The organism is Peribacillus sp. NPDC056705, assembly GCF_043656335.1.
The window spans coordinates 38,992-52,069 of sequence record NZ_JBHTYI010000031.1; the positions used below are offsets into that span (position 1 = coordinate 38,992).

The 13,078-nt window shown below is 39.9% G+C and carries 8 protein-coding genes; 3 read left to right on the top strand and 5 right to left on the bottom strand.

Going from position 1 to position 13,078, the window contains the following annotated elements:
* Nucleotides 1-4 precede the first annotated feature (4 nt).
* Nucleotides 5-1,210: a quaternary amine ABC transporter ATP-binding protein gene (locus ACFRAK_RS23335; RefSeq protein ID WP_192207592.1), complete on the bottom strand. Its 1,206-nt coding sequence runs from the start codon at nucleotides 1,208-1,210 to the stop codon at nucleotides 5-7.
* Between the two features lie 1,770 nt (nucleotides 1,211-2,980).
* Between ACFRAK_RS23335 and accD the strand changes: the two genes are divergently transcribed.
* On the top strand, nucleotides 2,981-3,778 hold the full coding sequence (gene accD, locus ACFRAK_RS23340) for an acetyl-CoA carboxylase, carboxyltransferase subunit beta (RefSeq protein ID WP_260288113.1): 798 nt from the start codon (nucleotides 2,981-2,983) through the stop codon (nucleotides 3,776-3,778).
* A complete protein-coding gene (locus ACFRAK_RS23345) occupies nucleotides 3,775-4,728 on the top strand; it encodes an acetyl-CoA carboxylase carboxyltransferase subunit alpha (RefSeq protein ID WP_387604989.1) in 954 nt (317 codons plus the stop codon). Before accD ends, ACFRAK_RS23345 begins: the two co-directional genes overlap by 4 nt.
* Before the next feature lie 585 nt (nucleotides 4,729-5,313).
* Here the strand turns inward: ACFRAK_RS23345 and ACFRAK_RS23350 are convergent.
* The 4 genes from ACFRAK_RS23350 to pbp4b all read right to left on the bottom strand — a co-directional run bounded on the left by ACFRAK_RS23350 (nucleotide 5,314) and on the right by pbp4b (nucleotide 11,081).
* A complete protein-coding gene (locus tag ACFRAK_RS23350; RefSeq protein WP_260288112.1) occupies nucleotides 5,314-6,711 on the bottom strand; it encodes an amino acid permease in 1,398 nt (465 codons plus the stop codon).
* Between the two features lie 320 nt (nucleotides 6,712-7,031).
* Nucleotides 7,032-8,549, bottom strand: coding sequence for a histidine ammonia-lyase (gene hutH, locus ACFRAK_RS23355; protein WP_192207589.1), 1,518 nt, complete (start codon nucleotides 8,547-8,549; stop codon nucleotides 7,032-7,034).
* A gap of 115 nt (nucleotides 8,550-8,664) precedes the next feature.
* The gene (gene hutP / locus ACFRAK_RS23360; protein ID WP_387604988.1) at nucleotides 8,665-9,114 is read right to left on the bottom strand and encodes a histidine utilization transcription antiterminator HutP; all 450 of its coding nucleotides are present in this window, start codon (nucleotides 9,112-9,114) and stop codon (nucleotides 8,665-8,667) included.
* Between the two features lie 593 nt (nucleotides 9,115-9,707).
* Nucleotides 9,708-11,081 carry a penicillin binding protein PBP4B gene (pbp4b, locus tag ACFRAK_RS23365; RefSeq protein ID WP_394572582.1) on the bottom strand — a complete coding sequence of 458 codons (1,374 nt, stop codon included), beginning with the start codon at nucleotides 11,079-11,081 and terminating at the stop codon, nucleotides 9,708-9,710.
* 1,396 nt (nucleotides 11,082-12,477) lie between these two features.
* On the opposite strand from pbp4b, the gene ACFRAK_RS23370 reads away from it, so the two are divergent.
* Nucleotides 12,478-12,825: a hypothetical protein gene (locus ACFRAK_RS23370; RefSeq protein ID WP_387604987.1), complete on the top strand. Its 348-nt coding sequence runs from the start codon at nucleotides 12,478-12,480 to the stop codon at nucleotides 12,823-12,825.
* The last annotated feature ends 253 nt before the right edge of the window (nucleotides 12,826-13,078 follow it).

Here is a 13,078-nt window from a genome sequence, read left to right on the forward strand (position 1 = left end):
TGAATTATTCACTCTCCATTTCATTCAAGGAATCTTTATTCCCGGCCAAAGCACCAATAACGGCACCGCGAAGAAGGATTCCTTTAATTCTGTTCTGATCATCGATGACTGAGATTGGCAAGCTTGAAGTCGCCATCACATCCATGAGGTTTCCAAGTAATTCATCCTCTTTTACAGTTGGGATATCAGTTGACATCACTTCTGAGATCGATTGGTTATTGCTCATTGCCTGACGAGCCTGTTCAGCAGTCACGGCCCCCAATAACTTCTGCTTTCTATCCACAACAAAAATGCTGGAATACCCTTGTTTACGCATGATTTCCAAGGCAACCCTCGGACCTCTGTCCACCGCGATCTTCTCTGGGCGTATCATCACATGAGACGCTGTCAATACTTTTGATAGATCAACATCTTCCACAAACTTCTCGACGAATTCATTGGCTGGATTCATCATGATTTGTTCAGGGGTTCCCAATTGAATTACACTTCCATCTTTCATGAGGGCAATTCTATCCCCTATTCTTAATGCTTCATCAAGATCATGTGTAATGAAAATGATCGTTTTTTTATACTGATCTTGGATTTGGATCAGTTCATCCTGCATATCCTTGCGAATCAATGGATCAAGGGCACTGAAGGCTTCATCCATCAATAATATGTCCGTATCACTTGCGAGCGCCCGGGCTAACCCAACCCTTTGCTGCATACCGCCGCTAAGCTGTGATGGCAGTTGATTTTCGTAGCCTTTCAATCCAACGGCCTCAAGTGCCTTCATCGCATTTTCATGACGTTTCGCTGGATCCACTTTTTGAATTTCGAGCCCGAATTCGGCGTTTTCCAATATCGTTTTATGCGGAAATAAAGCAAAGTTCTGAAAGACCATGCTTATTTTCTTTTGTCTGACTTCCCTTAAGCGGGCCGCGTTCATCTTCACGATATCTTCATCATCAATTAAGATTTCACCCAATGTCGGATCGATCAAACGATTGAACATGCGGATCAAAGTGGATTTCCCGCTTCCTGACAAGCCCATGATAACAAAAATCTCGCCGGGATAAATCTCGAAATTAACATTATTCACTCCGACCGTTTGTCCTGTTTCTTTCAAGATTTCTTTTTTCGTTTTGCCTTGCTTCAATAAGTCTGTTGCTGCTTTTGGAGATTTGCCAAAAATTTTCGAGACATTTCTGACTTCTACATACGGCTTCATCAATTCACCTCATTCTAATAGTTGCCCATATGATATTCAGTTTTGCTGAATTCCCCCGTTTTATGCGAGTGGATTAATAATGCACAAGTACCTTGAAATAACGAAATTCCACCCCTATCTTTTTAAAAGCGGAAGTGACACATACTCAGTGGCACAGGGCATAACGTGCATAGAAAAAATAATCTATATTTATTATTCCCAAGAAGCAGTTCTTTACTTGGATTATATATGTGTGATTAATTGAGCATTTCAAGTAGGGAAAAAGAGGTGCAATCACAACTGAGGAAACTAGCAGGCACAACCTATACCAACTGTAATATAAACGATTTCCACTTAGAGTTTTGTCCGGATGATGGACATACGACTACCCTCTAAAGTACTTCATTTCCTTAACCAGGTAGAATGATACTTGCAGTGCAGTATAACACCAAAACGCATAGAAATATGATTATGGGTTCCCAATGTGTCTAATTTGAGCATTTCAAGTAGGGAAAGAGGGTGCAATACAACTGAGGAAACTAACAGGCACAGCATATATCAACTGAAATATAATGGTTTTTATTTTTTAGAGTTTTGGCCATCCCCATCACACGGAATAAACCGTTCTCTCTAAAGCACTTCATTACCTTAACAAACAATGAATATAAATTCAAATGATGTGCGGCGGAATTGTTGAGTATATATGTTAAGATCGTGCCTCATATGAAAGTGGCACCATCCTTCTATAAACATTGATTTATCAACGGTTAAAGCAAAAAATGCGATATTGAAAATATATTTCCAGACACACGATTTATCATTTTTTTATAAATGTGAAATTATCTCACAATTGAATACTCTTTACGAACAAAACCAGAAGTACGAAAAAGAGCGTGAAGCGCACGGTACGACAGAATCGTTGGCTCGCTTGGTGAAACCAGCTACAATTTGACACAATCAGTCGCTCTTTTTTTGTATATCATCACTAATCTAACAGCAGGGAAAAACCATGGACATGAAATACCTGCTGCCCCTGGCTGACATCCTGGATCACTACGTAACGATTCTCAGGAGCATGGATGAACAGCATAATAAGCACGTTTTTCGTAGCGTAAATCAACAGTTGCTGCACTTTTCCCTAACTTAGCCATAAACTTCTTAAACATTTGGTTCATTTCTCTTTTAATTTCCATTAGTCTGATAATTCTACTTTCAATTAAATCTCTATCAATTTATACAAATATACAGCTCTTAAAGTTTCATTTACATTCCAAGATTGTCCTCTTGAATATTATGTGTCAATAAAATATTATCCATGGAAGAATGACCCATTCAATTATATTAGTAATTGCATATTATGAGCTTACACTAACTAATGGGAGTATTCGCTTTATTAAACGACCCCTTGCTATTTGGTAAATCGAAACTGGATCAATGGTGAAGCAATCGATAACCTTTGTTCTCCATATAGAAGATAATAAGTGTTTTTTAATGTTTGTATACTCGATTTGTATACAAGCCTATGTATTTCCCTGATAAAATCGTTCTGATTTTCCAAGTAAAAATGCATTCATACAGGAATAGATAATTTCATAATGAAGACCCACCAAATAAAATCTTCATTCTCTTGGATGATTGCTGATTGTATAAAACTTTTTAATGAAAAGCTAAAAAACGCAACGGTGAGCGTAACTTGTAAAAAGCGGTCTTACCAAAGGAGGATTGATGGAGATTTATCCATTAAAGAGAGAAAAATTAGAATCGAATTCTTTTTTTGAAATAGACAAAAGCATGACTCCAATCCCTTTTACTTGTAAATCATGTGGGGAAACTTTTGATGAATCTCTTATGAAAATAGAATTGAATGTATGTCCGAAATGCCATTATCACCACCCGGTTTCAGCTTATGACCGCATTTCAATGCTTACAGATAGTGGTTCTTTTTCGGAATTCAATAAAAGTTTAATTTCCGTTGACCCGCTGAACTTCCCTGAATATAAAGATAAATTAATTTCTGATATGAATAAGACTGCATTAAATGATGCGGTTATTACTGGGGAAGCTTCCATAGGTGGCTATCCAATTGTGATTGGTGTCATGGATTCTCGTTTCCGTATGGGTAGTATGGGCTCAGCAGTCGGCGAAAAAATCACAAGAGCCATTGAGGAATCAATAAAAACACGAAAACCATTTATATTGTTTTCGGCAAGCGGCGGAGCTCGTATGCAAGAAGGAATTCTTAGCCTCATGCAGATGGCTAAAACGAGTGTTGCTTTAGAACAACTAAACTACGAAAAAATCCTTTTCGTATCCGTTTTAACGAATCCTACAACGGGTGGAGTTTCTGCTAGCTTCGCTTCATTAGGTGATATCAATATTGCCGAACCACAAGCTTTAATTGGCTTTGCAGGAAGACGCATAATTGAACAGACGATAAGAGAAGAACTTCCGGAAAATTTCCAAACCTCTGAATTTTTATTGGAGCATGGGCAACTGGATATGGTTGTAAATAGGAGTGAATTAAAACAATCATTAACAACCATTTTAAAAATCCATCATCTCGACTTCAGGGAGTGTTTTAAACGATGAACTTGCAAGTATTAAAACAACTTGAAAATCAAATTGCTGAATTGAAAGAGGTGTCTACAAAGCATAATCTTGACTTTAACGAAGCAATAAATAATCTTGAGCAAAAAGTCAATGAAATCAAAATTCATCTTAACGAGAATATGGAAGTTTGGGATAAAATTCAACTAACCAGAATTCAACAACGCCCTACTACTTTAGATTATATCCACCATATTTTTGAAGACTTTATTGAACTTCATGGTGACAGACTTTATGGGGAAGATCCTGCATTGGTTTCAGGAATAGCTACCTTCGAAGGAATGCCCATAACTGTCTTAGGAAATCAAAAAGGTAAAAATACTAAAGACAATATCTATCGTCGTTTTGGCATGTCGCAACCTGAAGGCTACAGAAAATCCCTAAGAATTATGCAACAAGCCAATAAGTTCAATCGCCCCATCGTCACATTTATCAACACGGCAGGAGCCTTCCCGGGTCGTGAAGCCGAAGAACGCGGACAATCTCAAGCTATCGCCCTCAATCTTCGTGAAATGGCAAGTTTTGGAGTGCCTATCATCTGTTTTGTAGTTGGTGAAGGTGGGAGTGGTGGTGCATTGGCTCTTGGTATCGGCAATCGAATCTATATGCTAGAAAACACATTTTATTCGGTTATTTCACCTGAAGGAGCAGCAGCACTATTATGGAAGGATGCCACACAAGCAAAACGAGCAGCTGAAGCATTGAAAATTACGGCTAAGGATTTGATGGAACTAGGGGTGATTGATGAGATCATCAAAGAACCTGTAGGAGGAGCACATATTGACATCCCACTTCAATCGCACTTTATCAAAGAAACCTTACGAAAAGCATTACAAGAACTTGGTCAATTAGATAAACGCATACTACGCCAACAACGTTTTGATAAGTTCCGAAAAATCGGTGAGTATATAGAAGAAAGGACATTTAAATAAGTAGATGAACAATTAATTCCGAACATGTTCATAGACCATTTGATATAGACGTTAGACTCAACATTTTGTAATGCAAATTATAGTGTCCATTCTTTCCTCCCCAATTACACCTGAATTATTTTATATCCTTTTGTTACATTATTCATGGCCATGCCAAATAACCCTCCAAACCCTTTCAGGGTTTATCTCTGTTTTACAAAAACGTTAACTAGGCTATATCAAGGAAATCTCTTGCCTTTTTAACAAAGCATAAATTCAATGAACCTCCTCCGACTTTAATCGAACTACTTCACGTTTTAAATGTTTGTCCCTTTTCACCAATAGAAAAATCCCCTCCTAGGTAGATTATCTAGGAGGAGATAAAAAAGGCATATCCCTTAAATGAAATTGATAATATGCGTATTGATTCAATCATCTCCAACAGTTACTTCGGCTCAATCAACTGGCATCAACTTCAAATAATTGTTTATTTTGTTTCTTTGGCGGTAAGGAACCTTGTCATTTCAAGGCTGCTAACTTTCTTAAAAAAGAAAAGCTGTATTTTTCAATAATTAATCCTAACAAATTATTAAAGAAGTCTTATGTCTATTTTGCATTCCTATGTTCATCAAAATCGATTTGGCATTCCTCCAGCGGAATTACTTTTGTTTTCTTAATGAACTTATATCCAAGCCACATTATCAAAAAGAATGGGATGCCAAGATAGGCAGCAATCACACTTGCCCAGTTTATGCCATCGCCAAGAAAGGCTTGATAGTTTTGCGCCAATAAAACGAAAAAGCAAAGTGTAAAGGCAAATATCGGTCCGAAAGGAAACCATTTTGATTTATAGGGAAGATCGTCCAGCGAATACCCTTGGGCTATGTAAGCCTTTCTAAACCGATAATGGCTTGCCGCTATACCCAGCCAAAATATAAATCCAGTGACTCCAACCGCATTCATAAGCCAAATATAAATAACTCCATCACCGAAAATAGAAGCAAAAAAGGCCAACATCCCTACAAGTGAAGTGACAATCAGTCCCCAAATGGGAACGCCACGCTTGTTAAGCTTCCCGAAAATCCGCGGTGCCAGGCCTTCTTTTGCCATTGAGTACAACATTCGGCTTGTCACGTAAAGACTTGAATTACCAGCGGATAATACGGCTGTCAAAATGATGGCATTCATCACGGAAGCAGCAAATGCCAGTCCCACTTTTTCAAACACCATCGTAAACGGGCTAACCATGATTGTATGTCCCTGCAGATTGCCATTCGTATAGGGAACGATCAATCCAATAACAACTATGGCCAGGATGTAAAAGAGGAAGATTCTCCAAAAAATGCTGCGAACTGCACGAGGTACATTTTTTGCCGGGTCTTCACTTTCACCGGCTGCAACACCGACTATTTCTGTACCTTGAAAAGAAAATCCAGCAGCAATGAAGATGCCCAATGTTGCCAAAAAACCACCGGCAAACGGAGCGTCACCAACTGTGAAGTTTTTAAAACCAATCGCTTCTCCATTCATAATTCCGAATATCATCAATATTCCGACAACGATAAAAATGATGATGGTTGCGACTTTAATGAGGGAAAACCAATATTCCCCTTCGCCATATCCTTTAACAGATACGTAATTCAATAAGAATATCAAAACTAAAAACAAAGAACTCCATAAAAAAGACGAGCTGTCAGGAAACCAAAACTTCATTACCATCGTTGCCGCAGATAGTTCCGCGGCAAGAGTCATCGCCCAAGTGAACCAATAGTTCCAACCAAGCGCAAACCCTAATGCCGGATCAATGAAACGTATAGCATAGGTACTGAAGGCTCCGCTGACTGGCATAAATGATGCCAGTTCCCCGAGGCTTGTCATAATAAAATACACCATTATACCGATTACGGCGTAGGCGACCAGAGCACCGCCAGGCCCTGCAGAGTGAATGGCCGGCCCGCTTCCGAGAAACAGTCCTGTTCCAATTGCACCGCCCAGCGAAATCATCGTAAGGTGGCGCGCTTTCAGCTTCCTTTGTAAAGTATTTGACGGCTGGTTTTGTTCATTTATGACAGGTGGTTGCAATTGCCGATTTTCCAAATTAGATTCCCCTCCAAAAATGCATATTTAATCGAGCACGAATAGGTAAAGCCGATCATTCCATCAATGGTCATTTCCTGCATTTATTACTATTTAAAGGTCATTTTAATGCCGGGACCTTTTTGGATTTCTGGGATCTATGTTGCATTTACATAACGATGTTAGGCTTAAAACCCAAGTCAAAGGGCTATAAGCCTAACGTTTATTCGGATATTCCGCACTTCATATTAAGTTGTAGGCAAACTCCTATTAATAAATGAATTCCAATCGATTTGATGTAACCAGCTCGCCGTTGCTTCGATATCTTTTGAAAAGATACGATCTTGTGTAATGCTTGGAATGAGCTTTCTTGCTTCCGTATAAAACTCTTTTGTAAACGGAGCCATCTTTTCGATTCCGCGGTATTCTACCGCTTGTAACGCACAAATGAGTTCAATCGCCAAAACGCGGCGAACGTTTTGAATGATTTGATGTGCGTGTCGGGACCCAATCGTTCCCATGCTTACATGATCTTCCTGGTTCGCTGAAGATGGAATGGAATCCACGCTTGCAGGATGTGCGAGTGTTTTATTCTCAGAGACGAGTGAAGCTGCACAATATTGCATGATCATCGCTCCCGACTGCAAGCCAGGCGACGGACTTAAGAATGGCGGTAAATCATTCAGCTGAGGATTGACGAGTCGCTCAATGCGGCGCTCTGAAATGTTCGCAAGCTCGGCAACAGCTATTTTCATGAAGTCCATCGCAAATGCAATCGGCTGGCCATGGAAGTTACCCCCTGAAATAACCTTTTCCCCATCGTCAAAAATAAGCGGATTATCCGTCGCCGCATTCATTTCGATCTCCAATTTCTCTTTTACATAATCAAGAGTTTGCCATGATGCACCATGCACTTGCGGGATGCAGCGGAGCGAATAAGCATCCTGTACCCGCAGTTCTCCTTGCTTGGTGATGAGCTGGCTGCCGCTGATCATGCGAAGGATCCGTTCCGCGACCTCTGTTTGCTGGCGGTAACCGCGTGCAAGATGAACATCCGGATCAAAGGCATCTTCAATGCCGCGTAATCCCTCTAAAGTCAGTGAAGCAATCGCTTCAGTTTGATGGGCCAGCTGTTCAGCTTCAATGTAATTTACTAGGCCCATCCCCGTCATGGCCTGTGTTCCGTTAATTAATGCAAGACCTTCTTTTGCTTTAAGTGTCACTGGAAGAATGCCTTCCTTCGATAAAGCTACGATGGCCTCCATTCGCTCTCCTTTATAAAACACTTCCCCTTCTCCCATCAATACTAGCGCTAAATGGGAAAGCGGCGCCAAGTCCCCACTTGCACCAAGAGAACCTTGCTGAGGGATGACCGGGTGGATATGAGCATTCAAAAGATCGATCAAACGTTCTATGACGACAGGACGGACACCTGAAAACCCTTTTAATAGCGCATTGGCACGGAGAAGGACCATAGCTCTCGAAACCACCTCTGGAAACGGTTCCCCGACTCCGCACGCATGGGAATGAATCAAATTCCACTGTAGCTGCTCTGCGTCCTCAGACTCAATCAATACATCGCTGAACTTTCCAAAACCTGTTGTGATGCCATAGACGACTTTCTTTTGTTTCACGATATTTTCAACCGCTTCCCGGCTTTTTTCCACTTTCTTAACACTTTCGGCAGAAGCCGAGACAAATGCCTCTCCATACAATACTTTTTTCGCTTCTTCAATCGTTAAAGTTTGACCTGTTAACATTATCATTTCCTGCACCCCTATTCTTTTTTTAAACACACAAAAGGAGGCCATATTGACAGACTTATCCAGTCTTTCAATACAGCCCCCTATTTCACTAAAATAACTATAGGCTTTTAATTATTTAAATGTGGTTAATTCCCAAGCCAACGGCTTCATGTTCAAATCCCCGAACAGGTGCTCCAATCGTTCCATACACTGCGACAGCAATCCATTCACCTTCGTCCCCGTTTTCAAACGGCCTGCCCCGAACGATTGCAAACCGAAGGCCCGCAGTCCTCAAAAGGCCGCCAAGCTCGACTTGGCCGCGTGTCACTCCTTGGAGTGCTTCGATGATCGCATGATACAGCGCATGCATTTCACGATACATATCGGGATTGACTAATCCAAGTCTTTTCGCTGATGTCTCAATGGCCGCAACTATTTTCTGCAGCTCCATTGAACCGACTTTACCTTTTCCATAAAGCCAATCCATCCGCTTTAGATCATTCATCAATATGGCTTCTTCCTCTTCGTCCGCAAACGCGTACATGATTGCATGGCGCCCGATTCTTCTGTCGAATTCCTTTGTCATGCAAGTACCTCTTTTACAATTTTCTAAATACACTAATAACTAAATATTATTGTAAGCGGATACAAGCTATTCAGTCAATATATTTTTTGAAAATAAATCTTTCAGGGGATGATTCATCACTCCCCAATGCAGCTTTCTACCTATACAGCCCTCATCAATATTCTTTGAAAACCAGTGAATGCAAGAAAGCGGTAGAAAGTGAGCTAAGCAAGGACGAAACGGCCGAGCCCGCCAACGCGAGCATTACAGATATAATGCCACCTCTCGAAAACGATGTAATCCCGAAAACCAATGCAGCACCTAAACCTGCCCCTACAAAAGAGAACATCATTAAACCTAGGTAATTTACACCTGGTATAGCCACGAGAACCGCAATTAAAAAGGAAGACCGCATAATCGTTTGTACAAAATGAGGAAATCATCGAAAAAGGTGTCCATGATAATTTGCTCCATCAAGACGGAGCATACAAAAATCTAATCCTTGCCCAAACTGTGTAAAAAATTAAAGTTTGTCTAAAAGAAATCCACACATTCATATAACAAGAATAAAGGCCTCCCGACTTTAATCGGAGGCCTTTACTTTATGGAGATATTCATTCATTCGTTTCCAATGCTTCATAAATCGCAGTCACAACACTTCCATAGCTTCCTGTTTTGAAGAGATCGCCAAAAAACTGATTGGAATTGGCTACAGGGTCAACGAGCGGAGAGTGCTTTTTATTGGTTAGTAGCACAATCCCTAAATCCTTCTCCGGATCAATGATCGTGACCGTCCCAGTCCATCCAGTATGGCCGTAGGCACTGTCGCTCGCATAAGGGCTGAACATCCACTCCATGCTAGCATCGCCATTTCGCCTCCACCCAAGTCCATATGTAGGATTCATTGCGGAAGGTGCGACGAATTCATCGATGGTTTTTTGATCAAACAACTTATGTTTACCGTATCCCCCGCCATTCAGCATCACCTGCAGGAGGACGGCCATATCTTGCGTATTGGAGAAAAGACCAGCATGCCCTGAAACTCCCCCCATCGAATAAAAGGCTTTTTCATCATGTACTTCCCCTTGAAGTGTGTATGTGCGGATGTTAGGGAAATCTATCACGCCGTCCCGGGTGTTACCAAGCAATTCAGTTGCAGCAAAATCCATTGGCTTAAAGCCCTTTTGAAGAGGATTGAATTTTGTATTTTTCAAACCAAGCGGCTTGTACAATTCATTTTCAACATAGGTGTCAAGCCGCTTACCTGTTATTTCTTCAACAATGGCGCCAAGCAGCATATAATCGACATCACTGTATACATTCTGTGTTCCGGGTACATATGTGAGCGGTGTTTTGGAAATGAACTGGATGGTTTTATCCCGTTCCTGGGAGTAGAGTTCTTTCGAAACCTTTGGATTATGGTATTGGGGATCAGGTCTAAAGCCTGCTGTATGATGGAGAACATCAATAATCCTCAGATTGTCCTTTCCTTTGATCACATCCTCCTTTGTGTCTTTGAATTCAGGAATGTATTGGTGGACTCTTGCCTGGATATTTAGCTTTCCTTCGCTGACCAATTTCTGAATGGCAAAATTGGTTGCATACATCTTCGTGTTTGAAGCAAGGTCAAATAACGTTTCATTTTCCATTTTCTTAAACTTCTTAAGAGGTGTATGTTCATTATATTTCTGTTTGTATCCATAACTTTCATTTTTGACGATTTTTCCGTCCTTTATGACAATCAGGGCAGCACCAGGAAAACCCGCAGCCACTTCCATTTCAATAAGCTGATCCACCTTTTCCAGCTTTTCAGACGAAAAGCCCGCTTCTTCAGGTTTTTTTGCTTTCTTTAACATGGGATACTGGCTGGCAGTTTCCTTACTCACAGCGGCTTCCTGATTTGGATTTTCATTAGCCAAGGACACGGATGGCGCTAGTAAGGAAAGAGCCAGAATTGAACTAAGTGTGCAGCTTGTCCATATATTCATCATTTTCCACCCCTTTAAAATCGCACTTTAGTAACTAAGGAACAACTTTGTCTTTTGACACCTATCGAAAGACAATTTCTCATTCCGTTCTTTTTTCACCAGGCATCACAATCCCCTAATGCAATAAATCGTGTATCCTTTTCCGTTCCGGGTAGCGATTGGGTATCTTATTCTAAAGTTGATAAATGCGGATATTTTCCAAACCTGGCTAATATTTACCAATAATTCTCAATTTTCAGTATATATGATTTCGAGCATCATTTCAATTTGATATTTATATTTTTAAAATTACATTTCAAAGAGGAAAATCGATTATTAAAATCTTGCGCTCATCAAGGAAAAGCAAGCAACACACTGGAAACAAAGACAGCAGGCGAAATTCCAGCGTTTCGTCTGGTTGGCATTGTGGAAAGTGCCTATCGAACAGCAAGAATTTTGCCTCCTATGCCGCTCATTAAAATAGAAAGTAAGATCAAATCAAAATCTAGCTTTCCGTTGCACAATGTACTTCAGTGAATATGACCCTCAGGATATGTGCTTCAAGCATTACATGTTGTAAGTGAGAACTAGCGATTAAACGCGACCATGAAAATACAATAACGGTGAGTATGCAAAGGCCTCCCACATAAACTGTGGGAGGCCTTCAACTCTAATGATATTCATATGTTGGGTGAGCACTCATTTCTGAATCCCCGTCCCCCTATATTAAGTGATTCTAGGGATGTTTGTATCATGCACCCCATTTATATTAAATAAAGTAAGCAAATGCAATATTATTAAGAAAAGAACAAACCGAACAAAAAAAGCCCTTCTCTTTTGAGATGGCCTATGAGCAATCGCTTAACTTTTAAAAGGCTTTGCTTGATGCTAGTGTATTCTTGATTGTTCGCATACATCGGAATAGGAACGGCCATGTTTGTATGGGAGCTTAAATAAGTTATCCATAACAGCAGTAACACAATCTTCGCAATAAAAATTGACGAACTCCCTACCTTGTTCAAAAATTGGTGTCATCGTATCTATGTCAGCCCATTTAAAACAGTAAATACACATTTGCCTCATGATATATCACTCCTTTAGTATATGGAAATAATTAGTAATAATCAAAAGAAGAATATGTGCTACTTGTTCGACATTATTCTTGAAAAGATATTCTTTCGTAAAAAATTCCTAACATAATAAAGGGAGTAAGGGGAATAAACTGCTATAAAACTATATCCTTCATATACCACTTAAAATGGGCATTAAACCTACCAAAAAACATTATCTTTTCTACCAAGACTTTCTCTTTTAGCAGAAGTTCCCCCCAGGTTTCAAATTTGTGTTTACTCCGTTTGCTGATTGGTAATAACATAATACAACTTTTAACTATAAATCAGAGTAGGGAGTGATATTTATGACAAGGCGTTCCAACAAAACCAAACATAAAGCAAAAACTACTTTGAATAATTTAAAAACTAATATTAAGGAAACATTATTTAATATCACAGACAATCCATCAACATCTGTACAACAATTGGCCTATTATATACAACATCACCCTGATGTAAAAGTCACCAAGAAACAAATGCTTGGAATTCCCTATACCTTCCATAACTTAGAAACAAACGGGTATAATTATTATTTAGAAACCAATAGATCTAAAATTTTGCAGTTGGATGGACATTATCAGGATAAAAAAATGGTATCTTATCGATCATATAGGGATTATCATCAATTAAATGTACCAATTAAAATGCCATAACTAATATTTCCAACCTCTTTAATTAGAGGCTTCCAGACTGTAGACAAACTCGATGAAAATCGAGTTTGTCTACAGCATTTGAGGTCTCCCCTGGATAGGCTTTTCCCGCCCGGAGTCTCGCTCAACCCCCCTTTTGTTACATAAGAAAAAGAGCTGCAAAATGAAGTGAACCCAAAAAGTTAGACACTTTATTTACTTAGGCAGCCTTGAGGGCATGAACCCGGTAATCTACCGGGCTCATGCCTTTTAATTT

Excerpts from the sequence above, each read along its gene's own strand:
- ACFRAK_RS23335 (WP_192207592.1), bottom strand. The coding sequence starts at position 1,210 with ATGAAGCCGTATGTAGAAGTCAGAAATGTCTCGAAAATTTTTGGCAAA.
- accD (WP_260288113.1), top strand. The coding sequence starts at position 2,981 with ATGACTCCAATCCCTTTTACTTGTAAATCATGTGGGGAAACTTTTGAT.
- ACFRAK_RS23345 (WP_387604989.1), top strand. The coding sequence starts at position 3,775 with ATGAACTTGCAAGTATTAAAACAACTTGAAAATCAAATTGCTGAATTG.
- ACFRAK_RS23350 (WP_260288112.1), bottom strand. The coding sequence starts at position 6,711 with ATGATTTCGCTGGGCGGTGCAATTGGAACAGGACTGTTTCTCGGAAGC.
- hutH (WP_192207589.1), bottom strand. The coding sequence starts at position 8,549 with ATGATAATGTTAACAGGTCAAACTTTAACGATTGAAGAAGCGAAAAAA.
- hutP (WP_387604988.1), bottom strand. The coding sequence starts at position 9,114 with ATGACAAAGGAATTCGACAGAAGAATCGGGCGCCATGCAATCATGTAC.
- pbp4b (WP_394572582.1), bottom strand. The coding sequence starts at position 11,081 with ATGAATATATGGACAAGCTGCACACTTAGTTCAATTCTGGCTCTTTCC.
- ACFRAK_RS23370 (WP_387604987.1), top strand. The coding sequence starts at position 12,478 with ATGACAAGGCGTTCCAACAAAACCAAACATAAAGCAAAAACTACTTTG.